General features: G+C 43.5%; 23 protein-coding genes and 2 tRNA genes. 20 read left to right on the forward strand and 5 right to left on the reverse strand.

Features of this window, described 5'->3' with window-relative positions; genetic code table 11:
* Positions 1-16: 16 nt before the first annotated feature.
* The 3 genes from OCV36_RS12195 (at position 17) to OCV36_RS12205 (ending at position 1,448) form a co-directional block, all read left to right on the forward strand.
* A tRNA-Gln gene (locus OCV36_RS12195) sits at positions 17-91 on the forward strand.
* Between the two features lie 68 nt (positions 92-159).
* A tRNA-Leu gene (locus tag OCV36_RS12200) sits at positions 160-244 on the forward strand.
* 157 nt (positions 245-401) lie between these two features.
* The gene (locus OCV36_RS12205; RefSeq protein WP_135455434.1) at positions 402-1,448 is read left to right on the forward strand and encodes a lactonase family protein; all 1,047 of its coding nucleotides are present in this window, start codon (positions 402-404) and stop codon (positions 1,446-1,448) included.
* A gap of 71 nt (positions 1,449-1,519) precedes the next feature.
* Here OCV36_RS12205 and OCV36_RS12210 read toward each other — a convergent pair whose 3' ends face one another.
* Complete coding sequence (locus tag OCV36_RS12210) at positions 1,520-2,695, reverse strand: 2-octaprenyl-3-methyl-6-methoxy-1,4-benzoquinol hydroxylase (protein WP_135455435.1); 1,176 nt, start codon at positions 2,693-2,695, stop codon at positions 1,520-1,522.
* A 308-nt stretch (positions 2,696-3,003) separates the two neighbouring features.
* On the opposite strand from OCV36_RS12210, the gene miaB reads away from it, so the two are divergent.
* The 5 genes from miaB to lnt all read left to right on the forward strand — a co-directional run bounded on the left by miaB (position 3,004) and on the right by lnt (position 8,742).
* Entirely contained in the window at positions 3,004-4,428 is a 1,425-nt protein-coding gene (gene miaB, locus OCV36_RS12215) for a tRNA (N6-isopentenyl adenosine(37)-C2)-methylthiotransferase MiaB (protein WP_017074239.1), read from the forward strand.
* A 163-nt stretch (positions 4,429-4,591) separates the two neighbouring features.
* A complete protein-coding gene (locus OCV36_RS12220; RefSeq protein ID WP_135455437.1) occupies positions 4,592-5,713 on the forward strand; it encodes a PhoH family protein in 1,122 nt (373 codons plus the stop codon).
* Positions 5,714-6,175 carry an rRNA maturation RNase YbeY gene (ybeY, locus tag OCV36_RS12225; RefSeq protein ID WP_017074237.1) on the forward strand — a complete coding sequence of 154 codons (462 nt, stop codon included), beginning with the start codon at positions 5,714-5,716 and terminating at the stop codon, positions 6,173-6,175.
* A gap of 120 nt (positions 6,176-6,295) precedes the next feature.
* Positions 6,296-7,186, forward strand: coding sequence for a CNNM family magnesium/cobalt transport protein CorC (gene corC / locus OCV36_RS12230; protein WP_017074236.1), 891 nt, complete (start codon positions 6,296-6,298; stop codon positions 7,184-7,186).
* Between the two features lie 32 nt (positions 7,187-7,218).
* On the forward strand, positions 7,219-8,742 hold the full coding sequence (gene lnt / locus OCV36_RS12235) for an apolipoprotein N-acyltransferase (RefSeq protein WP_135455439.1): 1,524 nt from the start codon (positions 7,219-7,221) through the stop codon (positions 8,740-8,742).
* Between the two features lie 112 nt (positions 8,743-8,854).
* Here lnt and OCV36_RS12240 read toward each other — a convergent pair whose 3' ends face one another.
* On the reverse strand, positions 8,855-9,325 hold the full coding sequence (locus OCV36_RS12240) for a zinc ribbon-containing protein (RefSeq protein ID WP_102551498.1): 471 nt from the start codon (positions 9,323-9,325) through the stop codon (positions 8,855-8,857).
* 265 nt (positions 9,326-9,590) lie between these two features.
* On the opposite strand from OCV36_RS12240, the gene leuS reads away from it, so the two are divergent.
* The 12 genes from leuS (at position 9,591) to lipA (ending at position 22,383) form a co-directional block, all read left to right on the forward strand.
* The gene (gene leuS, locus OCV36_RS12245; protein ID WP_135455441.1) at positions 9,591-12,167 is read left to right on the forward strand and encodes a leucine--tRNA ligase; all 2,577 of its coding nucleotides are present in this window, start codon (positions 9,591-9,593) and stop codon (positions 12,165-12,167) included.
* Between the two features lie 194 nt (positions 12,168-12,361).
* Entirely contained in the window at positions 12,362-13,015 is a 654-nt protein-coding gene (locus OCV36_RS12250; protein WP_135455443.1) for an LPS-assembly lipoprotein LptE, read from the forward strand.
* A gap of 12 nt (positions 13,016-13,027) precedes the next feature.
* On the forward strand, positions 13,028-14,053 hold the full coding sequence (gene holA, locus OCV36_RS12255; RefSeq protein WP_135455446.1) for a DNA polymerase III subunit delta: 1,026 nt from the start codon (positions 13,028-13,030) through the stop codon (positions 14,051-14,053).
* A gap of 66 nt (positions 14,054-14,119) precedes the next feature.
* Positions 14,120-14,437, forward strand: coding sequence for a ribosome silencing factor (gene rsfS / locus OCV36_RS12260; protein ID WP_017080327.1), 318 nt, complete (start codon positions 14,120-14,122; stop codon positions 14,435-14,437).
* Between the two features lie 3 nt (positions 14,438-14,440).
* A complete protein-coding gene (gene rlmH / locus OCV36_RS12265; RefSeq protein ID WP_004735246.1) occupies positions 14,441-14,911 on the forward strand; it encodes a 23S rRNA (pseudouridine(1915)-N(3))-methyltransferase RlmH in 471 nt (156 codons plus the stop codon).
* Positions 14,912-14,917: 6 nt separating this feature from the next.
* Positions 14,918-16,810 (forward strand): penicillin-binding protein 2, encoded by a 1,893-nt coding sequence (mrdA, locus tag OCV36_RS12270; protein ID WP_017074228.1) that lies wholly within the window; start codon positions 14,918-14,920, stop codon positions 16,808-16,810.
* The gene (gene rodA / locus OCV36_RS12275; protein WP_135455448.1) at positions 16,810-17,931 is read left to right on the forward strand and encodes a rod shape-determining protein RodA; all 1,122 of its coding nucleotides are present in this window, start codon (positions 16,810-16,812) and stop codon (positions 17,929-17,931) included. The genes mrdA and rodA overlap by 1 nt, the downstream gene beginning before the upstream one ends.
* 3 nt (positions 17,932-17,934) lie before the next feature.
* Positions 17,935-18,774: a septal ring lytic transglycosylase RlpA family protein gene (locus tag OCV36_RS12280; RefSeq protein WP_029224943.1), complete on the forward strand. Its 840-nt coding sequence runs from the start codon at positions 17,935-17,937 to the stop codon at positions 18,772-18,774.
* A 93-nt stretch (positions 18,775-18,867) separates the two neighbouring features.
* Positions 18,868-20,049 carry a serine hydrolase gene (locus OCV36_RS12285; RefSeq protein WP_017074225.1) on the forward strand — a complete coding sequence of 394 codons (1,182 nt, stop codon included), beginning with the start codon at positions 18,868-18,870 and terminating at the stop codon, positions 20,047-20,049.
* Positions 20,050-20,283: 234 nt separating this feature from the next.
* Entirely contained in the window at positions 20,284-20,559 is a 276-nt protein-coding gene (gene ybeD / locus OCV36_RS12290) for a DUF493 family protein YbeD (protein WP_017074224.1), read from the forward strand.
* A 194-nt stretch (positions 20,560-20,753) separates the two neighbouring features.
* The gene (gene lipB, locus OCV36_RS12295; RefSeq protein WP_004737632.1) at positions 20,754-21,413 is read left to right on the forward strand and encodes a lipoyl(octanoyl) transferase LipB; all 660 of its coding nucleotides are present in this window, start codon (positions 20,754-20,756) and stop codon (positions 21,411-21,413) included.
* A gap of 4 nt (positions 21,414-21,417) precedes the next feature.
* The gene (gene lipA / locus OCV36_RS12300) at positions 21,418-22,383 is read left to right on the forward strand and encodes a lipoyl synthase (RefSeq protein WP_017074223.1); all 966 of its coding nucleotides are present in this window, start codon (positions 21,418-21,420) and stop codon (positions 22,381-22,383) included.
* A gap of 181 nt (positions 22,384-22,564) precedes the next feature.
* Here lipA and OCV36_RS12305 read toward each other — a convergent pair whose 3' ends face one another.
* The 3 genes from OCV36_RS12305 to OCV36_RS12315 all read right to left on the reverse strand — a co-directional run bounded on the left by OCV36_RS12305 (position 22,565) and on the right by OCV36_RS12315 (position 25,600).
* On the reverse strand, positions 22,565-23,926 hold the full coding sequence (locus OCV36_RS12305; protein WP_135455450.1) for a sodium-dependent transporter: 1,362 nt from the start codon (positions 23,924-23,926) through the stop codon (positions 22,565-22,567).
* 317 nt (positions 23,927-24,243) lie between these two features.
* Positions 24,244-25,038: a YggN family protein gene (locus OCV36_RS12310; RefSeq protein WP_017074221.1), complete on the reverse strand. Its 795-nt coding sequence runs from the start codon at positions 25,036-25,038 to the stop codon at positions 24,244-24,246.
* 88 nt (positions 25,039-25,126) lie between these two features.
* Positions 25,127-25,600: a GreA/GreB family elongation factor gene (locus tag OCV36_RS12315; RefSeq protein ID WP_135455452.1), complete on the reverse strand. Its 474-nt coding sequence runs from the start codon at positions 25,598-25,600 to the stop codon at positions 25,127-25,129.
* Between the last annotated feature and the right edge of the window lie 100 nt (positions 25,601-25,700).

Raw genomic sequence — 25,700 nt, forward strand, 5'->3', positions numbered from 1 at the left:
TAAATGATATCACTGTTGGGCTATCGCCAAGCGGTAAGGCACTGGCTTTTGATGCCAGCATTCCCTGGTTCGAATCCAGGTAGCCCAGCCATTACAACGTTACTTAGACAAACCATAAGTCTTTTTAACTATACTCTTTGCTAGAGTAAAAGCTTTGCTGCGGTCGTGGCGGAATTGGTAGACGCACCAGATTTAGGTTCTGGCGCCGTAAGGTGTGAGAGTTCAAGTCTCTCCGACCGCACCATCATTGAATAGAACCCAGCTTTTTAGCTGGGTTTTGTTTTATCTGGAATATGTAATTCTGCTAGCCAAGTCACCAAGTATTCTTCTTTATAACCTCACTTTTAATACGATTTTATAAGACAATGTCTGCTCCACTTTCTAATTGAGTATGACTACCTATGAAAACCCTCCCATTAACGTTCGGTTGCTACACGGATACGCCAAGTAAAAGCCAAGGTGTCTATCAAACTCAATTAGATCTAGAAACAGGAAAACTATTACCTCTAGAGCTTATTGCCGAATGTAATAACCCCTCTTTTGTCACTGCGACAAAGTCTGGAATCTATACGGTATCTGAGGTTGAGCAAAAGAAACAACCGCAACTAATTCATATACCTAATGTTGATTCACCGATCTCGTCCAATACAGGCCTAATCTCGGGAGATCACCCCTGCCACATTGCGATAGATCCACACAATAAATTTGCTATCACTTCTCAATACTCATCAGGCACATTCGATATATTTAGTTTAAATATCAATGGCAGCATCGATAAGCGACTCAAAACACTCAAGATGTTTGGTTCAGGGCCGAACAACGAGAGACAAACTAGCCCGCATGCCCATCAAAGTCTTTTCCTACAAAACTCTCCACAGTTTGTCACCGTCGATCTCGGAGCCGATCGAATCAATTTCTATTGCTTTGACGAAGAGCAGGAAGAGTTTCTTGATGAGCCAATGCAGTCTATTAAAGTACCAGCAGGGAATGGCCCTCGACATCTAATCTTCAACAAAGCCGAAGATAGAGCCTATGTGATCTGTGAGCTATCTGAAACCATTTTGATTTTAGAAAAAACACTCGGGCGTTGGAGTATTAAAGATGAGGTTGATGCGCTACCCAATATGGAAAAAGGAGAAGCAGCAGCGGCAATTAAATTGTCGCCTGATGAGCAGTTTCTTTATGTCTCTTGCAGACACCAATCAAGAATCAGTAGTTTCAAAATCGACTCTGAGACTGAAAAGCTGACTTTCGTTAACAGCTACGATACTGAAGGTAAATTCCCAAGAGATTTTCATGTAACTGAAGATGGACAGTGGCTCATCGCAGCAAATCAACACTCAAACAACATCACCTCATTCAAGCGTAATACTGAAGATGGTTCTCTGACCTATACCGGGTACTCGTTAGACCTTGATTCACCAGTTTGTGTCACTCAGCAACAATAAGCATTACAACAAAAACAAAAAAGGAGAGCTTCTGCTCTCCTTCTCTATATAAATAACCAGAGTTAACCGTATTAAAGGCCCAAGGCGTATTTCAATACTTGAGATTTAATCGGCCCTGAGTTTTCCGCTAACTTTAACGCTGCATTGCGTACAAATTTTAGAGGGCCAATATCATTACTGAAAGTTTTGTAAAAGAAATCCATGCCACTTTGCATCATAAGGTTATCGCCTCTTCTCATCACTTCATAGCGTTTTGCTACAGATTGAGTCAATTCACCTTTTTCTTTGGAAATATCTAATAGAGCGGCAACATCTTTAAAGCCTAAATTGACACCCTGCCCTGCTAATGGGTTGATCGTGTGTGCAGAATCTCCAACCAAAATACAATTGTTCTTGAAGTAAGATTGCGCATGACGTCGAGTAAGAGGGAACGAACCAGAGTTGAGGACTTTGATGTCTCCTAATTCCGTGGGGAAGTTAGCAAATACTTCATTACGCAACTTTTCAGGGGTCATCGATGATAATTGCTTAATGCGAGATGGGGAGTCATACCAAACCAACGATCCCTGCCCGACTTCTTGACCGTCAGAGCTTAGAGAACATAGAGGCAAAAACGAGCGAGGACCACTTGGTAAAAATTGTTGCCAAGTAATATCTTGTTGAGGTTGATCCGTTTCCACATTGATAAGCATGCAGTGCTGTCGATAATCCCAAGCCGTAATGCCGATACCAGCTTGCTGTCGAACGGCTGAGTTGGCTCCATCAGCGCCAATGACCCACTTTGCTGATAATTGAGAACCAGATTGGAGCTTCACTATGTTGGTTTCGCCAAACTCAATAGTGTCCAATTTCTCTGGGCATAGGAGCGTTAAATTGTCGTATGCTTCAAACTGAGACCATAATCCTAGTTGAATGAGCCTATTCTCAACGATATAGCCTAGACGAGGCAGATCCAGTGATGCAGCATCAAATCGAGTACGACACTCTGGGTGCTCCCACGTTTCTAAACGTTTATAAGAACAGACCCGCATTGCAGCAATGCTTTGCCACGCACCCAGCTCTTCAAGTAAATCTACCGAAGCTTGAGAAATTGCCGATACACGGATATCCATCGCTTGTGCCTCATCAAAAGCTTGTGGGGCAAAACCTTCGATCACCGTAACACTCAGCCCTTGCTTTGCAAAACCGACCGCTGTTGCTGCGCCAACCATGCCACCACCCACTACTACAACGTCGTAACTGTTCATATTTTGTACTTATCAGTTTGATTCTTTGACTGTTTTTGATTGTACTTTTTCATAACTAACTTGTAACCAAAAACCTTATTCGAAAAAAGGGTTATCCCTTATGGTATATGGCGTTAACAATAATAAAAACCACTACATAAGAGATTTGTTCAGACTACTAGTCAGTCGGTTTTGAAACCAGTACAATACGCCGCTTGCCGCTAGAGCCAGTCATAAAATTGAATACCGAATTATGACAAACAATACTGGCGGATGAATAATGGGCGATTTGCTCCCTTAAATTAAACTAACGATCGAGCGAACATATAATGAGTAAGAAACTGCTAATTAAAACTTGGGGCTGTCAGATGAATGAATACGATTCATCAAAAATGGCTGACCTGCTTAACGCTGCAAATGGCTATGAGCTAACTGAAGTACCTGAGGAAGCAGACGTACTACTATTGAATACTTGTTCTATCCGCGAAAAAGCGCAAGAAAAAGTATTCCACCAGCTTGGTCGTTGGAAAACGCTTAAAGATAAAAAAGAAGGTGTGGTGATCGGTGTGGGTGGCTGTGTAGCAACTCAGGAAGGTGATCACATTCGTCAACGTGCACCGTACGTAGACGTTATCTTTGGCCCACAAACATTACACCGTCTGCCAGAAATGATTAAGTCATCACTGTCTAACGAAAAGCCAGTAATGGATATCTCATTCCCTGAGATCGAAAAGTTCGATAACCTGCCGGAACCTAAAGCAGATGGCGCAACGGCCTATGTTTCTATCATGGAAGGTTGTTCTAAGTACTGTACTTACTGCGTTGTGCCATACACTCGTGGCGAAGAAGTTAGTCGTCCAATGGATGATGTACTCTACGAGGTAGCACAGCTGGCTGAGCAAGGTGTGCGTGAAGTAAACCTATTGGGTCAAAACGTAAACGCATTCCGCGGCCCAACTCACGAAGGTGACATCTGTACATTCGCAGAGCTACTTCGTTTAGTGGCGTCTATCGATGGTATCGACCGTATTCGTTTCACGACAAGCCACCCGCTTGAGTTTGGTGATGACATCATTGAAGTTTACAAAGATACGCCAGAGCTAGTGAGCTTCTTACACTTGCCTGTACAAAGTGGTAGTGACCGTATTCTTACGATGATGAAGCGTCCACATACCGCGATTGAGTACAAGTCTATTATCCGTAAACTGCGTAAAGCTCGTCCTGATATTCAAATCAGCTCTGACTTTATTGTTGGTTTCCCTGGTGAATCTAAGCAAGACTTCCAAGATACTATGAAGCTAATTAAAGAAGTTGATTTCGATATGAGCTTCAGCTTTGTTTTCTCTCCTCGTCCAGGTACACCTGCCGCAGATTACCCGTGTGATGTACCAGCACAAGAGAAGAAAGATCGCCTGTGGGAACTGCAACAGACAGTAAACACACAAGCTATGCGTTTCTCTCGTCTAATGTTAGGCACAGAGCAACGTATCCTTGTTGAAGGTCCATCAAGAAAGAACTTAATGGAACTGCGTGGTCGCACTGAAAACAGCCGTGTTGTGAACTTCGAAGGTTCTGCGGATCTTATCGGTCAATTCGTAGATGTTAAGATCACTGAGGTGTACACCAACTCACTACGTGGTGAGCTAGTTCGCACAGAAAAAGACATGGGTCTACGCGTTGTAATGACTCCAGCAGAAATGATGGAAAAAACAAAACGTGAAGACGAGCTAGGTGTAGCAACATTTACGCCATAGCCAATACAACTGTTTGAGCACAAAGCGCAAACACAAAGCTTGAAATTACCTAACTAAGTGACCATCTTAGAAATAGGGATATCACCATCAGAAGCCCGGTCTAAATCGGGCTTCTTGCTCTTTTTTTTATTTAAGAGCGAGTGGCACAAAATGAGAGGCTAATTTGAGCAATAGAATCGTTACTTTAGAGATCAATCTAGAACCTGCTGACAACCAGCGTTTGGCAAGCTTATGTGGTCCATTCGACGACAATATAAAGCACCTTGAACGTCGCCTTGGCGTTGAAATTAACTACCGTAGTAATTTTTTCACCATCGTAGGCAAGCCCCACACCACGGCAGCCGCTTTAGATATCATCAAGCACCTCTATGTGGAAACGACTCCTGTTAAAGGTAATGTATCTGATATTGAACCAGAGCAAGTGCATCTTGCTGTCACTGAATCTGGTATTTTGGAGCAACATGCCGAGTCTGAAATTGACTACGGCAAAGAAGTGACTATTAAGACTAAAAAAGGCGTCATCAAACCGCGTACGCCAAACCAAGCTCAATACCTAATGAACATGGTAACCCATGACATCACCTTTGGTATTGGTCCTGCTGGTACAGGCAAAACTTACCTTGCCGTGGCCGCTGCTGTTGATGCTTTGGAGCGACAAGAGGTTCGCCGAATCTTACTGACTCGCCCTGCTGTTGAAGCTGGAGAGAAGCTTGGTTTCCTACCCGGCGATTTAAGCCAAAAAGTAGATCCCTATTTACGTCCGCTTTACGATGCACTCTTTGAGATGCTTGGCTTTGAGCGTGTTGAGAAGTTGATTGAACGTAACGTGATTGAAGTTGCGCCACTGGCTTATATGCGTGGCCGTACATTAAATGATGCGTTTATCATTCTTGATGAGAGCCAAAACACTACGGTAGAACAGATGAAAATGTTCTTAACACGCATCGGTTTTAACTCACGCGCTGTGATCACGGGTGATATCACTCAGATCGATTTACCTCGTGGAGCAAAATCTGGCCTACGCCATGCGACTGAAGTACTTAGTGAAGTTGATGACATTAGCTTTAACTTCTTCATGTCTGAAGACGTGGTTCGTCACCCAGTAGTTGCTCGTATCGTGAACGCGTACGAGAAGTGGGAAGCAAAAGACCAGAAAGAGCGCAAAGAGTTTGAACAACGTAAACGAGAAGAAAGAGAAGCTAAATTTCTTGAGACTCAGCAAGCCGTTGCGACACAATTAGCAACACAAAATAGCTCTGTAATTGCAGAACAAGGTGATAAATAGATGTCTATTGAACTAGACCTGCAACTAGCGGTCGAAAATGAGCAAGGTCTTCCAACCGAGCAAGATATTCAGCTTTGGTTAGATAAGACAATTCCTCCGTTCCAAGAGAATGCAGAGCTCACCGTTCGTATTGTTGATACAAAAGAGAGCCACCAGCTCAATCATGATTATCGTGGAAAAGATAAGCCAACTAACGTGTTATCTTTTCCATTTGAAGCACCACCAGGAATGGAATTAGATCTACTGGGTGACCTTATTATCTGCCGCCAAGTTGTCGAAAAAGAAGCAGAAGAGCAAAATAAGCCTCTGCTAGCACACTGGGCTCATATGGTTGTACATGGCAGTCTCCATCTGCTAGGTTATGATCATATCGAAGATGATGAAGCTGAAGAGATGGAGTCACTCGAAACAGAAATCATGCAAACTATGGGCTTTGAAGACCCTTATATTCTAGAAAAGTAAATTGATTCTAGTAAAGTAGGTTGTAGAGAAACAACAACTCATCGAACCTGTTATTTTCACAGGAATCTGAGTTTTAATGTGTGCTATCACACTTCTGATAGCGTTATTTTTTGAGAAATCATGAACGAAGGTAACCCCCCCACTTCTGAGGGAAGTAAAAAATCTGAAGGTCCGAGTAGAAAGTCCTTCTTTGAACGTCTAGGCCAAATATTTCAAGGCGAAGTTAAAGATCGCCAAGAGCTTGTGGATGTGATCCGCGGTTCTGAGATTAATGACCTAATTGACCACGACACACGCGACATGCTCGAAGGTGTTATGGAAATTTCAGAGATGCGAGTACGCGATATAATGTTGCCTCGCTCTCAAATGGTTACAGTTGAACGCACCGATGATTTAGATACATTGATTGCGCTTCTTACTGACGCTCAACACTCTCGCTACCCAGTGATCAGTGAAGATAAAGACCATGTTGAAGGCATTCTATTAGCGAAGGACCTACTTAAGTACCTAGGTTCAGACAGTGCCCCATTTGATATCGAACAAGTGATTCGCCCTGCAGTCGTTGTTCCTGAAAGTAAGCGAGTTGATCGCCTGCTTAAAGAATTCCGTGAAGAGCGTTACCACATGTCTATCGTTGTCGATGAGTTTGGCGGTGTATCTGGCCTAGTAACCATTGAAGATATCCTCGAAGAAATCGTTGGTGAAATTGAAGACGAGTTCGACGATGAGGAAGAGTTAGATATTCGTAAGCTGAGTAAGCATACCTTCTCTGTTAAAGCTTTAACTACTATTGAAGAGTTCAACGATACGTTTGGGACCGACTTTAGTGATGATGAAGTTGATACTGTAGGTGGTATGGTCATGACAGCGCTCGGTCACCTGCCAGTTCGTGGAGAAATTGTAGAAATCGAAAACTACCATTTCAAAATAACTTCAGCGGATAATCGTCGTGTGATTCAGCTACAGGTAACCATTCCTGACGAGCAACCTCTTCCGACTATCGAAGAATAACAACTTCTCTCTAAAGAGATGACAGAAATTAGATGACTAAACTATTTAATCATCGCCTATTACGGCCGCTTGCGGCCGTTTTTGTGGGCGCTATAACAACCCTTTCATTCGCTCCGTACTCAATATGGCCTCTTGCTATTCTCAGCCCCGCTATATTGCTGCTACTGATCCATAATCGCTCTCCTAAAAGTGCACTTTGGATTGGCTACGCATGGGGCTTAGGCCAATTTACGACGGGTATCAGCTGGGTATATGTCAGCATTGATGGCTTTGGTGGAATGCCACTGGCAGCCAATCTATTTTTAATGGCATTGCTTGTTGGCTACCTAGCCGTATATTCAGGTCTATTTACCTGGGGCTTAAATAAGTTCTTCCCGGCCAATAACCTCGGTCGCTTTTTCCTTGCTGCGCCAGCATTATGGCTGATCAGCGATTGGTTACGCGGTTGGGTAATGACAGGCTTCCCTTGGTTGTGGCTAGGCTACAGTCAGATCGACTCCCCGCTAGGGTCATTCGCACCTATTGGTGGTGTCGAGCTCGTCACTCTAACGATTATTATCTCAGCATCTGCGCTCGCTTATATGACCATTAATAAGGCGTGGAGTATCGGCATCATCCCTGTCATCGTATTTAGTACAGGTTTTGGTATTCGAAACATTGATTGGGTGACTCCTAACCCAGAAAAAACAACATCAGTGGTATTGATTCAAGGCAACGTTGACCAAGATAGCAAATGGCTACCAAGCCATCGCTGGCCGACCATGATGAAATACACCGACCTAAGCAGAGAAAACTGGGATGCTGATATTATCATCTGGCCTGAAGCTGCTATTCCCGCTTTCGAGGTTGAGATTCCATCTTTCCTACGCAACCTAGACAGCGCAGCGAAGATGAACAACAGTGCGATTATCACGGGTGTGTTGAATCAATCTGAAGATAAGAAGTACTACAACAGTGTTCTATCTTTAGGTGTTAATCCATATGGTGAGTACAACTACGATCCAAATGAGCGCTACCATAAACATCACTTATTGCCATTTGGTGAGTTTGTACCATTTGAAGCTATCTTGCGTCCTTTAGCTCCATTTTTTAATTTGCCAATGTCATCATTCAGCCGTGGTGATTTTGTTCAACCCAATATAGTGGCAAATGGTCGCCATTTAGCTCCTGCGTTGTGTTACGAAATCATCTTTAATGATCAAGTTAGACAAAATGTGACGGATGAGACCGACTTCATTTTAACGCTCTCTAACGATGCGTGGTTTGGACGTTCGATCGGGCCATTGCAGCATATGGAGATCGCACAAATGCGTGCTCTGGAACTTGGTAAGCCGCTTATTCGCTCAACGAACAATGGTGTCACAGCGGTGACAGATCACAAGGGTAAGATCATCAAGCAAATACCTCAGTTTGAAACTGCTATTTTAAAAGCTGAGCTCATTTCAACGGATGGTCAAACCCCTTATAGAGTAGTTGGCACTTGGCCACTGTATATCTGGGCATTGCTGAGTTTAATTGCAGGCTGGATTGTGAGAAGACCAAAAACTGATGCGTAATGCGTAATGCGTAATGCGTAATGCGTAATGCGTAATGCGTAAAAAATTCTAGGTTGACGTGAGAGCGTCAACCTTTTGTTTTATGGTGCTTAAACTATTTAGAAGAGAACGGTTAAGGTTTTAATGCCTTGCGGCTAAACCCTGTCGAGCCACATTTAATACATGGAATAATCGTCGTTGGATGGTTGTACTCGGTTTGATGCCCACATTTATCACAGACAAGTGTCCCTAATCCGATAACTTCGTCAGCTTGGTACAGACCTTGATGTTCTAAATCTTGGAACAGTTCAACCCATTCGACTTTCGTACGATCTGTGATATCCAACAGACCTTGCCAAATAGAATCTGTGATCATCAAATAAAATGGACCGCCTTTACTCTCTTCATAGCTTTCGGAAAACTCTTTCAAGTCCGACTTCACGTAAGCTGAAATCAATGACAGTTCGTCTTTAGTCATGTCATTGGCTGCTTTCGCATACTTACCTGACGTTTCAATTTTGTTGTTGAGCTCTTCAGGACTATGCTTCAGCGTTTCAATAACCTCTTCTACGACTTCTTCATAGAGTGCTTTTTTCTTCGGCATAACGACCTCCTTAAGATGACCAAGCTTTATCTTAGTGAACGGGCCTGCTGTTAAACGACCAGTTCCTGACAAACAAATGCAATTCATACCCTTAAGTATAGCTGTCCTGAGTAATTAACTTGAATTTACGCAATCAACCATGCTGCAACTGCAAGTATGAAGGGTATAGCTATTGTTGAACTAAGCTCCTTTAGGTATTCTATGACGATCTGTAAGATTCTGTTCTAACCGAACTCACAAATTCCAAGATAACCGGATACCATCGATGCAAGAACAATATAACCCGCAAGAGATTGAACAAAAGGTTCAACAACACTGGGATGACAGCGAAACTTTCGTTGTAAGTGAAGACCCAAACAAAGAAAAATTCTACTGTCTTTCTATGTTCCCTTACCCAAGTGGCCGACTGCACATGGGTCACGTGCGTAACTACACCATCGGTGATGTGGTATCTCGTTTCCAACGTCTACAAGGCAAAAACGTAATGCAGCCAATCGGTTGGGATGCATTCGGCCTACCAGCAGAAAATGCAGCGGTTAAAAACAACACCGCGCCTGCACCGTGGACTTACGAAAACATCGAATACATGAAAAACCAGCTTAAACTTTTAGGTTTTGGTTACGACTGGAAACGTGAATTCGCGACGTGTACTCCAGAGTACTACCGTTGGGAACAAGAGTTCTTCACTAAGCTTTACGAAAAAGGCCTAGTTTACAAGAAGACATCTTCTGTTAACTGGTGTCCAAACGACCAAACTGTACTGGCTAACGAGCAAGTAGAAGACGGTTGCTGCTGGCGTTGTGATACTCCAGTAGAACAAAAGAAGATTCCACAGTGGTTCATTAAGATCACTGAGTACGCTCAAGAGCTACTAGACGACCTAGACAACCTTGAAGGTTGGCCTGAAATGGTGAAAACCATGCAGCGTAACTGGATCGGCCGCTCTGAAGGTGTTGAGCTGTCTTTCGCTGTTAACGGTGAAGAAGCGCCACTAGAAGTGTACACAACTCGTCCAGACACACTAATGGGTGTTTCTTACGTTGGTATCGCAGCAGGTCACCCTCTTGCGGAGAAAGCATCTAAGAACAACCCTGAGCTTGCTGCATTCGTTGAAGAGTGTCGTAACACTAAAGTGGCTGAAGCTGAACTTGCAACGATGGAAAAGAAAGGTATGGATACTGGCCTAACGGCTATCCACCCTCTTAACGGTCGTGTTGTTCCTGTATACGTAGCAAACTTCGTTCTTATGGATTACGGCACAGGTGCGGTAATGGCGGTTCCTGCTCACGATCAACGTGACTACGAATTCGCAACTAAGTACGGCATCGATATCATTCCAGTAATCAAGCCAGAAGACGGCTCTGAATTAGATGTATCTGAAGCAGCTTACACAGAGAAAGGTGTACTGTTCGATTCTGGTGAATTCGATGGCCTTGCGTTCCAAGAAGCATTCGATGCAATCGCTGCGAAGCTTGAAGCTGAAGGCAAAGGTAAGAAGACAGTAAACTTCCGTCTACGTGACTGGGGTGTATCTCGTCAGCGTTACTGGGGCGCTCCAATCCCAATGGTAACCACTGAAGACGGTGAAGTTCACCCAGTACCAGCAGACCAACTGCCCGTTATTCTTCCAGAAGACGTGGTAATGGATGGCGTAACTAGCCCTATCAAAGCGGATAAGTCTTGGGCTGAAACAACATTCAATGGCGAACCGGCTCTGCGTGAAACTGACACGTTCGATACGTTCATGGAATCGTCTTGGTACTACGCACGTTACTGTTCACCGCAAGCTGATGACATTCTAGATCCAGAGAAAGCAAACTACTGGTTGCCAGTTGACCAATACGTTGGTGGTATTGAGCACGCTTGTATGCACTTACTTTACTCTCGCTTCTTCCACAAGTTGCTACGCGACGCAGGTTACGTAACGTCTGACGAACCGTTCAAGCAGCTTCTATGCCAAGGCATGGTTCTCGCTGACGCGTTCTACCACACGAACGAGAAAGGCACGAAAGAATGGATTGCTCCAACTGACGTGACTATCGAGCGTGATGGTAAAGGTCGTATCGAAACGGCTGTAGATCAAGAAGGCCGCAATGTTGAACACTCAGGCATGATCAAAATGTCTAAGTCTAAGAACAACGGTATCGACCCACAAGAGATGGTAGACAAGTACGGTGCTGATACAGTGCGTCTATTCATGATGTTTGCATCACCTGCAGACATGACGCTTGAGTGGCAAGAGTCTGGCGTTGAAGGCGCAAACCGTTTCCTTAAACGTGTTTGGAAGCTGGTTCACGCACACTCTGCTAAAGGTGCTGCTGAGTCTGTTGAGACTTCAGCTCTATCTGGCAACCAAAAGGCACTTCGTCGTGATATCCACAAGACTATCGCAAAAGTAACTGACGATATCGGCCGTCGCCAAACGTTCAACACAGCAATCGCTGCCATCATGGAATTGATGAACAAACTTGCGAAAGCGCCTCAAGAATCTGTACAAGATCGTGCAATTCTTGATGAAGCACTAAAAGCAGTGGTTCGCATGCTTTACCCAATGACTCCTCACATTTCTTACGAAATGTGGATTGCTCTTGGTGAGTCAAACGTAGATTCAGCAACATGGCCTACATTTGACGAGAAAGCGCTAGTTGAGGACGAGAAGACTATCGTTGTTATGATCAACGGTAAGCTACGTGCGAAACTAACCGTTGCAGCTGACGCAACGGAAGATCAAGTTCGTGAGCTTGGCCTAAACGATGAGAACACTAAGAAATTCCTAGATGGTTTAACGATTCGTAAAGTTATCTTTGTTCCTGGTAAGCTTCTAAACATCGTTGCTAACTAACAGTTACAGGCTAAAAGCTTAGTTAACACAATTAAATTGCTACAGAATTAACGAACTTAATTCCTTAAAAGCAGTCTTTAGACAGGGTGAATAAAACACCCTGTCTACTTATTTAAGCGCTTTGGATTCATTAGCAATTCGAACGGGCTAAAGCCTTTAAATAAGTATTCTACCTTCATGAGAGCCATCAAATAATGCGCCTGATTTCACTATCTTCCTTGAAAGTTACTATTGTTATTTTAACCGTTAGTCTATTGAGTGCCTGTGGTTTCCACCTACGTGGCGATTACTCTGTACCTGAAGAGCTCAACAAAATCTCTGTGACCAGTTACGACCAATACAGTACGTTTACTCGTATGATGAAAGGCCAGCTGCGCATGAATGATGTAGAAATTGTGCCACCAGCGGAAAACACACCGAACTTGCATATTATTAGCGAAAGCGTTGGTGAACGTACTCTATCTCTTTATCAAAATACTCGTGCAGCTGAAATTGAACTAACATTTAATGCCTCTTATCGAGTCACCATTCCGGAGCTAGGTGACAAAACATTCTCAACAAGTGTTACGCGCAGCTATTTAGATAACCCGTTAACTGCATTAGCAAAATCAGTTGAACGAGATATGATTGAAGATGAAATGCGTAAGCTTGCAACAAGCCAGATCCTTCGCCAGATGGCTCGATTAAAAGCGAACATTGCCGCAGATAGCATGGATCTAGACGCTCTAGAGCACGTTCAAGTTAAAGAGCTTGAGAAGCAATACAACATCAAAAACATCGAAATCGACGACGTTAGTCTCACTCCGAGCTCAACAGAACAATCACAGATAACTGAATCTGTTGAATAATAGGTTTATTTGATGCGTATTTTTGCCGACCGCTTGTCAGAACAACTTGCTAAACAGCTGGGTAATGTTTATCTCATTTTTGGTAACGAACCCCTGCTACTGCAAGAAAGTCGAGAAGCGATTCAAAAGGCTGCAAAACAACAAGGTTTCGAAGAACGTCACCGCTTTGCTATAGATAATAATCTGGACTGGAATCAAGTCTACGACTGTACTCAAGCTCTAAGTCTGTTCTCTAGCCGTCAAATAATTGAGTTAGAGCTACCGGAATCTGGTGTTAACGCGGCGATAGCGAAAGAATTACTCGCAACCTCTGAGCATATCCACAGCGATATCTTGCTGGTACTGGTTGGCACTAAGCTAACCAAAGCTCAAGAGAGTGCTAAGTGGTTTAAGGCACTGTCTAATAAAGGGCATTGGGTCAGCTGCCTAACGCCAGATGTCAGCCGATTACCTCAGTTTGTGCAAACGCGTTGTCGTCAAATCGGTTTATCGCCAGACCCCGAAGCCATTCAAATGCTGGCACAATGGCATGAAGGTAACCTATTTGCACTCACTCAAAGCTTAGAAAAGCTGACGCTTCAGTACCCAGATGGAAAGCTCACGTTAGTACGACTAGAAGAGTCTTTGAGTCGCCACAACCATTTTACTCCGTTCCATTGGATTGATGCATTGCTCGCAGGCAAAGGTAATCGAGCACAGCGAGTTCTAAGACAATTAGAAGCGGAAGGTGTAGAGCCGGTTATTTTATTACGCAGTGTGCAACGTGAACTTGCCTTACTGTTACAAATGCAGCAACAGTTGAAACAGATGCCGATCGGTCAGGTATTCGAAAAACACCGTATCTGGCAATCTAAGAAGCCTCTTTATAACGCCGCGCTAACAAGAGTTTCGATTTCTCAATTACACTCTCTTTTTGCGTTGCTCACTCAAGCCGAATTGATGACAAAAACTCAATATGAACAGTCGCCTTGGCCACTAATTCATCAGTTAGGTGTAGAGTTTTGTCTCCCTACAGCTTCAATACCATTTCACGCATAAAAGCGTGTTATATTCTAGGGTCAATAGATCCTAAACAAAGCTAATTTCAGATTAAAGGAACACCCCGTGTTACGTGAAGAACTAAAAGATTTTCTTGCAGACAAAGCCGACGATATGAAAGCCGAATCAATTGTTACTATTGATGTAGAAGGCAAATCAAGTGTCACTGATTACATGATTGTTTGTACTGGTACATCGAAACGCCATGTTGCGTCTATTGCACAGCATGTCGCAGATGAAGTGCGCAAAGTTGGTATGCAGCCATTAGGTATGGACGGTCAACAAGAAGGTGAATGGGTTGTTCTAGATATGGGTACAAGTATGCTTCACGTTATGCAAGAAGAGCATCGTGAGCTGTACCAACTAGAAAAACTTTGGGGCTAAGCTTTGAAGATCCAGTTAATCGCAGTTGGTACAAAAATGCCAAAATGGGTTGAAGAAGGGTTTAAAGAATATAAACGTCGCTTCCCTCATGATATGCCATTAGAACTTATTGAGATCACTGCGGGAAAACGTGGTAAAAATGCTGATATTGCACGAATTCTTCAGAAAGAAGGCGAAGCAATGTTGGCTGCGGTTCCAAAAGGCAATCGAATTGTCACGCTCGATATCCCAGGTAAAAAATGGGATACACCACAACTTGCTGAGCAATTAGAAAGTTGGAAATTAGATGGACGTGACGTTTCTATCCTTATTGGTGGGCCTGAGGGATTAGCGCCTGCATGTAAAGCAGCGGCAGACCAAAGTTGGTCTCTGTCTGCACTTACTCTCCCTCACCCATTAGTTCGCGTTATCATGGCTGAAAGCTTGTATCGAGCTTGGAGCATCACAGCTAACCACCCTTATCATCGAGAATAAGCGTTAATGTTACGTAAACGTAGCCAAATCCGTGATTACAAAGCAGAAGCACGACTATTTACTAGCCGTGCTTTTGTTGCGTTTATGGGGATCATAGTGATGATGTCGATGTTGGTTGTTAACCTGTATAACATTCAGGTCAATCAATATCAGGACTATAAAACTCGCTCAAACGACAACCGTATCAAGGTCGTTCCAATCGCACCCAATCGCGGTTTGATTTACGATCGCAACGGTGTACTTCTGGCCGAAAACCGCCCCGTTTTCAACCTAGAGATCATACCTGAAAAAATCAAAGATATGGATGATACGCTCGTCCGTCTTCAAGCATTAATCGAGATTCCACCAGAACGTATCGAGCGCTTTAATCGTGATCGTCGCAATTCTCGACGCTTTAAATCAGTACCTATCCTAAATCAGCTCACTGAAGAGCAAGTTGCCGTCTTTTCTGTAAACCAACATAAATTCCCAGGCGTTGAAGTTACCGGGACTTTGAAACGCTTCTACCCTTATGGTGATGTGCTTACTCACGTAATCGGTTATGTATCTCGCATCAACGACCGTGACATGAAACGTTTAGTTCGAGAAGAAAAAGACGCTAATTATCAAGCCACTCGCGATATTGGTAAGCTTGGTATTGAACGCTACTACGAAGACATGTTGCACGGCACGGCTGGTTATCAAGAAGTCGAAGTAAACAGTCGTGGACGAGTTATTCGCACTCTCAAATTTGTCCCTTCTATTCCGGGCAAAGATATCGTACTCAACTTAGAGATCAACCTACAACTATACGTACATAAACTGCTCGACGGGCGCCGTGGATCGGCTGTGGTTCTGGATCCGAAAGACAATGGTGTGTTAGCAATGGTATCTAGCCCAAGCTATGACCCTAATGCGTTTGTGCATGGTATTTCATCTAAAGGTTATAACGCTCTACTTCAAAACAAAGACCGACCTTTGGTAAACCGGGCAACCCTAGGTATTTACCCACCAGCGTCTACGATCAAGCCCTTCATTGCCGTTGCTGCATTACAAGAAGGTGTGATAACGCCAAATACAACACGTAACGACCCTGGTTACTGGAAAATACCGAACTCCAAAACTAAGCCTTTCCGTGACTGGTTACGTTGGGGTCACGGTAAAGTTGATATCGTGAAGGCCATTGAAGAGTCCGTCGATACTTTCTTCTACCAAATATCCTTTGATTTGGGTATTGACCGCTTATCTAAGTGGATGATGCTATTCGGCTTTGGCGACTACACTGGCATTGATATTTATGAAGAAAGTAAAGCTAATATGCCAACCCGTGAATGGAAGATGGCAAGACACCGCGTGCCTTGGTATCAAGGTGATACCATCCCTGTCGGCATTGGCCAAGGCTACTGGACAGCAACACCTATGCAGATAGCCAAAGCGACCTCAGTATTAGTCAATGAAGGTGAAGTGACAGCCCCTCACCTATTACGCTCAACGATTGAAAACGGGCGACCATTCGATGAACAAATTATTTCGGAAATCGAGACATATCCACCCATAACAGGCGTAAAACAGAGATACTGGGATATCGCCCAGGAAGGAATGAAACTCGTAAACCACGGTAAAAAAGGAACAGCAAGACGCTCATTCCAGAAGATGTCTTACACCTCTGCTGGTAAATCAGGCACTGCGCAAGTCTTTGGTTTGAAGGAAGATGAAGAATACAACGCCGACGAAATTGCTGAGCATCTGCGCGACCACGCGCTGTTCACCGGCTACGCTCCTTTTGAAAATCCTGAAGCGGTCGTCACCATTGTATTAGAGAATGCAGGTGGCGGTTCATCAAATGGTGGTCCAGTAGTAAGAAAGATTTTCGACCATATTATTCTTGCAGAAGATGATGAAAGTAAGGCAATAAAATAATGAAACTTGATCCCTCGACTGGGCGAAATAGAGCCTTATTTGAAAGGCTACATATAGACCTACCGCTGTTACTCGGCATTCTGGTTTTAATGGGCTTCGCTTTATTGATCATGTACAGCGCCAGTGGACAAAGCCTTGCGATGATGGATCGTCAAGCTATGCGTATGGTTCTATCGTTAGGCGTCATGATCTTCTTAGCTCAAATTTCACCTCGTACCTATGAGACTTTAGCTCCGCTACTATTTATTGGCGGTGTCATCTTGCTATTAGGCGTACTGTTCTTTGGTGAAGCCTCGAAAGGTGCACAGCGTTGGTTAAACTTTGGTTTTGTACGATTCCAACCCTCCGAGCTATTAAAACTAGCAGTGCCTTTGATGTTGGCTCGATTCATTGGTAAGCGCTCTCTCCCGCCGACTTTCCAAACCTTAACCATTTCACTAGTGATGGTGTTTGTCCCTACAATCCTTATTGCTAAACAACCCGATTTAGGTACGTCAATACTCATCGCAGCGTCAGGCATCTTTGTTATATTTCTGGCTGGGATCAGTTGGAAAATCATTGCCAGTGCAGCGATTGCGCTGGGTGGTTTTATTCCAATCTTGTGGTTCTTCTTGATGCGTGAGTATCAAAAAGTACGTGTAAGAACCCTTTTTGATCCTGAATCAGATCCATTAGGTGCGGGCTACCACATAATTCAAAGTAAAATTGCGATAGGTTCTGGTGGTATATCAGGAAAAGGCTGGTTGCAAGGTACTCAATCTCAATTGGAGTTCATTCCAGAGCGGCACACAGACTTTATTTTTGCGGTAATTGCCGAAGAATGGGGCATGATCGGCATTCTGTTTTTACTCGCTATCTACCTATTTATCATTGGGCGTGGTTTAGTTCTTGCGAGCCAAGCACAAACCGCATTTGGTCGAATGATGGGCGGCAGTATTGTACTGAGCTTCTTCGTCTATATATTCGTAAACATTGGCATGGTAAGTGGCATTCTGCCAGTGGTTGGGGTACCCCTGCCTTTGGTCAGTTATGGCGGTACATCCATGGTTACCCTAATGGCTGGTTTTGGTATTTTAATGTCGATCCATACACACAGAAAAGCATTCTCAAAGGCGACCTAATTGATGTCTATTAAAGAATTCCCCCTAAAAACATCTTTGGTCAATGAACTGCCAATCAAAAAAATGCTGTCTATCGTCGGATTGGCGGTTTTGATTAATGGCTGTTCTTCCCAAGAACAAAAAGGTCGCTACGACATTGATTCTGATATTGCGCCAGATACGCCAATATCAGTCGAGCACCTAGAAGACGCTCACCCGCAGTATGAACCGTATAGCTTAGGCGGTAACAGTAATTACACTTTGCGTGGTGAAGACTACAAAATCGTCAAAAAAACGGAAGGATTTACCGAGAAAGGCAAAGCATCTTGGTACGGTAAAAAGTTTCATGGCCATTTAACGTCAAACGGTGAGATCTACGACATGTATTCTATGTCTGCAGCTCACAAAACATTACCTATTCCAAGCTATGTAAAAGTAACTAACACCGACAACGACAAGACGACGATCGTTCGTATCAATGACCGAGGTCCATTCCATGAAGGGCGAATCATTGACCTTAGTTATGCGGCGGCTTACAAGCTCGATGTATTGAGAACAGGCACAGCAAATGTTGAGATAGAAGTTATCACTGTGGCTATGCCAACCGACGCGAATAAAAAGGCTGCTCTACCGCAATTTATTATTCAGGTAGCTACATCTCCACATGAAGATAGAACTGAGAAGTTAGCCCAAGATCTAGGTGAAAAGCTAGCTGTAGCAACGTTCTTGCAGCCAAATGATGACAACTACCGATTAATGCTTGGGCCATTTCATGACTATGCTCTGACTCAAGAGAAATTAGAACAGGTTAGGCTAATGGGTTACCCGTCAGCTTATATAAAGAAACACACGTTAACTCGCTAATTAATCTAACAGTTACTTCTGGTAATCAGCGCTCTGGTGTGACAGAGTGATTCTGTTAATATATGAATAGTTCACCAAATAATTGCATTCAAAATGATTAAATCTAATAAACTTGTTAAATCGATTTTTGCTACTTCTGTTGCTCTTTCTGCAACGATAGCTACATCGTCATTCGCCGCTCCAATTGTTGTTCCTGATGCACCACAAATCGCCGCTAAAGGTTTTGTTCTGATGGATTACCATTCAGGCAAAATACTAGCTGAGAAAGAGATGAACACTCAGCTTTCTCCAGCAAGTTTAACTAAGATGATGACGAGCTACGTGATCGGCCAAGAGCTAGATCGTGGCAACATCAATCTAACTGATGACGTTGTTATCAGTGAAAATGCTTGGGCTAAAAACTTCCCTGACTCATCTAAGATGTTTATTGAAGTTGGTACAACGGTTAAAGTTGAAGAACTAAACCGTGGCATCATCATTCAATCAGGTAACGATGCTTGTGTTGCAATGGCTGAGCACATTGCGGGTTCTGAAGACGCATTTGTTGACCTAATGAACGCATGGGCAAGCTCTATCGGCATGAAAGACACGCACTTTGCTAATGTGCACGGTCTAGATAACCCGAATCTATACTCTACTCCTTACGATATGGCTCTACTTGGTCAGGCATTGATTCGCGACGTTCCTGATGAATACCGTATCTACTCACAGAAAAAATTCACTTACAACGGCATCACCCAGTACAACCGTAATGGTCTGTTATGGGATAAGAGCATGAACGTTGACGGCATCAAAACGGGTCACACGAGCAATGCTGGCTACAGCCTAGTAAGTTCAGCGACAGAAGGCAAAATGCGCCTAGTTGCGGTTGTGATGGGAACTAAAAATGCTAATGCTCGTAAAACAGAAAGCAAAAAGCTATTAAGTTACGGTTTCCGTTTCTTCGAAACAGTGGCACCACACACAGCGGGTGAAACCTTCGTAGAAGAAAAAATCTGGATGGGTAGCCAAGATACGGTTGCACTAGGTGTCGACGAAGATACGTTTGTTACTCTGCCTCGTGGCCAAGCTAAGAATCTAAAGGCAAGCTTTGTTCTTGAGAAAGAACTGGAAGCACCAATCAGCAAAGGCGATGTTGTCGGTAAACTATTCTACCAAGTTGATGGTGAAGACGTTGCTGAATACCCACTACTTGCACTTGAAAATGTAGACCAAGGCAGCCTATTTAGCCGCCTGTGGGACTATTTAGTACTGCTGTTCAAAGGTTTATTTTAAACAAGTCTAAGGTTTGTTCTAAGCAATACATTCGCTTCTTGCAAAGCTAACCTGATGAGTAAGTTAACTATTTACTCTTCAGTTAAACAAAAGCCGCTATGTGCGGCTTTTGTTGATCTTGAGTTCGGTGATATTTACACGTAATATTCCGCCTTATTATTCGTGTCTGTTGACCGAACACGCTTTTATCGACATTTCGCCAATTAGCGAGAGTCTAGCCTTTTGGAGCTAACCATGAACATCAATTCTGATGCAAAACTAAAAGATCTCTTAGAGTTCCCTTGTTCATTCACTTACAAAGTAATGGGCTACGCGAAGCCAGAACTTACTGAGCTAGTGCTAGAAGTGATCCAGCGTCATGCTCCTGGTGACTACAGCCCAACACTAAAACCGAGTGCGAAAGGAAACTACCACTCTGTTTCTATCAACATTACAGCGACTTCAATTGAGCAAGTAGAAACTTTATACAAAGAACTAGGCGACATCGAAATCGTTCGTATGGTTCTGTAATCTACAATTGAACATGAAAACAGCGGCTTATTGCCGCTGTTTTTGTTTGAAACACCGGATTACTGACAAAAGCATTCAACTTAATTTTCAATAAATACAAAGAAAGTTGAAAAACCTTGCAGTCCGTCTGTAGTTAGAAACCTATTTCGCGTTTATAATGCGTTCACTTTATTAATCCTTGAGGGAGTGCTGCTTTGCAAAATAAGCTAATCGTAAAAAAATTAGGCCGTCAGGATTACGAACCTGTATGGAAAGCCATGCATAAGTTCACAGACGAACGCACGGAAGAAGACGTAGACCAAGTTTGGTTAGTTGAACACAATCCAGTCTTCACTCAAGGACAAGCAGGCAAAGCTGAGCATGTATTAAATGCTGGTGACATCCCTGTCATTCAAAGCGACCGCGGTGGCCAAGTGACTTATCATGGCCCAGGCCAGTTAGTTGCTTACTTTCTGATTAACATACGCCGCAAAAAATTTGGAGTGCGTGATTTGGTTACTCATATCGAGAACCTCGTAATCAATACTCTGAAAGCTTACAATATAGATTCAGCTGCCCGACCTGACGCTCCTGGTGTTTATGTCGATGGCAAGAAAATCTGTTCACTCGGATTACGAATTCGACGTGGCTGCTCATTCCACGGGCTAGCACTCAACGTCGATATGGACCTATCTCCATTCCTACGCATTAACCCATGCGGTTACCAAGGCATGGAAATGGCGCAGGTAAGCCAACTCGGCGGACCAAGTGAACTAGAAAACGTTGAGCAACAGTTAATACAAGAGCTAGTAGAACTACTCGGCTATGACCAAGTAGACATTCAAGCCACCAGTAACATTACAGCAGAAGCATAAAATCATGAGCAAACCAATCCAAATGGAAAAAGGCGTTAAATATCGTGACGCTGACAAAATGGCATTAATTCCCGTAAAGAATATGCCTGCTGAACAGAAAGAAGTTCTACGTAAACCTGCATGGATGAAGATTAAACTTCCTTCAGACAGCCATCGTATTCAAGAAATCAAATCAGCAATGCGTAAAAACAACCTGCACTCAGTTTGTGAAGAAGCGTCTTGCCCTAACCTAGCCGAGTGTTTTAACCACGGTACGGCAACGTTTATGATTCTTGGCGCTATCTGTACTCGTCGCTGCCCGTTCTGTGATGTTGCCCATGGTCGCCCTGTTGCTCCTGAATCAGAAGAGCCGAAGAAACTGGCTAAGACGATTAAAGACATGAAACTGAAGTACGTTGTAATCACTTCAGTAGACCGTGATGACCTGCGTGATGGCGGTGCCCAGCACTTTGCTGACTGTAACCGTGAAATTCGCGAGCAAAATCCAAATATTCGTATCGAAACACTGGTTCCTGACTTCCGCGGTCGTATGGATGTGGCACTTGATCTAATGAAAAATAACCCGCCAGATGTTTTCAACCACAACCTAGAGACAGCGCCACGCCTATACCGTAAAGCGCGTCCAGGCGCAAACTACAAGTGGTCTCTTGATCTGTTGAGAAAATTCAAAGAGCAGCACCCAGACATCCCAACTAAATCAGGTGTGATGATGGGTCTTGGTGAGACGAAAGAAGAGATCGTTCAAGTACTGAAAGACCTTCGTGAGCATGGTGTAACTATGCTGACACTTGGCCAATACCTAGCGCCAAGCCGCCACCATTTACCAGTAGAACGCTACGTGCCGCCTTCAGAGTTTGATGAGCTGAAAGAGATTGCTCTAGAACTAGGCTTCACTCACGCAGCTTGTGGCCCGTTTGTACGTTCTTCTTACCATGCAGATCTACAAGCGCAAGGTATGGAAATTAAGTAGTCACGATTACTTAACTAAAAATACAAAGGCGCTGACTATTATGTTCAGCGCCTTTTTTCTCTCTTGCAAGTTCAGCTATACCTTCACATCGAAACAACAAAGCCACTCCTTATGAGTGGCTTTGTGCTTAACATTTCAAGTTCTGAGTGTTTAGGTTCAGAGAGTCCAGATGGGCTCTGCGTTAACCAAATGAAGCCCAGAGAACCGTCGCCACTAAGATTGGGCACACGAACTTCACATACATTGGCCACACTTTACCAAACCAACCCAATTGGAAATCAGGGCAACCTTGCTCAAGCTCTTTCACTTTTGAAGCTCGGCTCCATACCCAGCCACCAAATAGGCAGAACATCAGTGCAGCAACCGGTTGAAGGTACTGAGTCGCTATCATCGCAACCAATCCAAACATCGCGGCAAAGTTGTAGACAATCACCACACTAAACAACGCGATAACACTACCAATTACCCAACTCGTTGGTGTTCGTCTGGTATTGAAACGCTCGCTCACTAGCGCTACAGGCCCTTCCAGCATCGAAATCGATGAAGTTAGCGCGGCAATCGTTAGCAACAAAAAGAAGACAATCGCGAAGATCTGGCCAAGCACGCCTAAGCTATCAAACATCAATGGCAGAACCGTAAATACTAGCGTGTCAGAGCTTAATAATGAGCCATCTTCAGCGTAGATTTGAACACCTTTTTGCATCGCAACAAACATTGCAGGCATGACGACTAAACCCGCAATAAACGCAACAGCGGTATCGACTAAGGTAACGTTCATTGCCATTTTTGGCAGGTTCTCTTTCTTACTTAAGTAAGAGCCATAAACCAACATCGAGCAACCGCCAATAGTCAGCGAGAAGAAACCTTGCCCCATTGCCGCTAGAATCAGTTTTCTATCCCAAACTTTCTCAAAGTCTGGAACTAGGTAATGTTTCAGGCCTTCCATCGCGCCAGCTTGGGTCATGATGTAAACAAACAGTAAGCCAAACAAAACAAACAGCGCAGGCATCAAACGAGTCGACCATTTCTCGATACCTTGCTTAACACCGCCCTGCACAATCAAGATAGTCAGTACATAAAACACAACAGTACCAAATACGTTTCGTTCAACACTGAAGCCTTTAAACCAATCAGCAATCGTCTCTAGACCAATCAGATCAGCGACAGCACCAATGAGGAAGCAGATCAACCAGCCACCAACAATACTATAAAATGCCAACACGGCGCTTGGCACACTCAATCCGACCCAACCGACAAACTCACCGACTTTCTTACCCAAAGGGTTCGTAGTCAAAGAACGCATGCTATCGACAGGGTTTGCTTGACCGTGACGACCAATAGCCATCTCAACCACCAGCATTGGGAAAGCGACCACGAAGATCATGATCAAATAGACTAAGAGAAAAGCGCCACCACCGTTACTGGCAACTTGAGTTGGGAAGCCCCAAATATTACCCAAGCCAACCGCTGCACCCACCGCTGCTAAAATAAAACCTAAACGAGAGCTAAAGTGCTCTCTTGAAGAGGAAGATTGTTGGTTCATATTGCCCGCATCAAAAATCAGTGAACTAGTTGGGAAGTACAGTAATAAAAAGCAATGATAGGCACAACCAATAAATGAATAATTCTCTTATTTTTACAATCGATACGCTATTTAGAACCACATAATTAACAACTAACTGATCTTATCGTTTGCCAAATAACGACCAATCAAGATATAGACCTAAAAAATAAAGAGTATGTATCGGATTAAATACTCGTGCGGCTGAACCTATAGATCCATAAACACCTACATCCATAAGCACATACATACGAAAAGAGCACCAATCGGTGCTCTTGTTCTTCATAATTAGATTCAGATTAGATCGTGAATACTTGATAGTCTTTTAGGTTCGGAATGATTTCATGCAGCTCTTGCTCTTGTTCTGCCATCTCATCAAGCGAATCACAGAACTCATTCGCTTCCTCTTGCACTTGTTGAGAGTGTTCTTTCATTCGCTCTTCAACTTTAAGCTTTAATTCAGCCATGCTATCAGCCAATTCAGTCAGGTTTAGACCACCGTCTTGTTTCATTTTTTCTGACATCGCATTAAAAGCGCTGGAGATAAATTCTTGATTAAAGATTTCTTTCGCCTTATCAAAATCTTCAGACCAACCATTGGCCATCGAATCAAAACTGTCTGCTGGTAACACTAACTCGCCATCTTTGTAGTAACGAGCTTCCAGTTCAGCAAAGTAAGTTTTCATTGATTCTTTTACATTATCAAATGACTCAGGTGAATCGAGGCTAGCCGCAATATCATCAATCACGTCATTAGCTAACGCTAGGCTATCGTTCGCCATTTGTTTCGCTCGTGGTAAGTACTCACTCATGCTTTCGCGGTATTTTTCAATCGCCGCTTGTTGGTCGGCATCAAGCTCAACCTTCTCACCATGAATATATAAGTCGTTGTTGCCATCGAAAACGGCAGTATCACCATTCACTTGATGGATTTCGACTTTTTGGTCATCGATTCGCAATTCATTTTTCAAATCAACTCGACACTGAGCAGCAAAAGTTGGCAGGCTCACAAAAGAGATTACCGCTGTTAACGATGCGATTAATACATTGTTTTTAATAAATATTTTGTTTTTCATAAATACATTGTTTTTCATAACATCCTCTCATCAATCTGACCGATTACTATACCCTTGGTATATGCTTCTTTGTCAGAGAAACGTTTTATATATATCCGTTACTCAGTTAGTCGATAGATATTACTTCGTAGCAAAACTGTTTATCTGCGACCTTAAACTCAACTTCATCACCGACTTCTTTACCCATTAGAGCCTGGCCAAAAGGTGCATTCGCCGTCACGATAGCGACTTCATTATCATTCCACGTGACAGAAAGTCCGCCGACTCTCGGCCCCATAAAAAAGTGTTTATATTTATCATGCTCGTCAACAACCACAACGTAACTGCTCACCGTAATTCGCTCACTATCGCGTAACACTAAGTTGCGATAACACTGAATGTCGTCTTCACACTCTTGCACTCTTACAGCTTGACCATGTGCAAGGTACGAGGCTTCTAATGCCAATGTATCGTACTTATGTTCTGGTACTGTCTCTTCATCAGTCGCAGCATCTATGGCACGCTGAGTCGCAGATTGTGCGATACCTAATCGGGATTCGAGTTGCTCTATGATTATTTGTCGAAGCTCAGGCTTATTCATACTTTTGGGGTGCTTTTCTATAGGAGCTACAGAATAGAATTAGGTACAATCAGGTGCAAGACATTTGATTCATCAAGCAGCGCTATCATCAAAAGGCGCC

The sequence above is a fragment of the Vibrio echinoideorum genome, assembly GCF_024347455.1.
Lineage (GTDB): Bacteria > Pseudomonadota > Gammaproteobacteria > Enterobacterales > Vibrionaceae > Vibrio > Vibrio echinoideorum.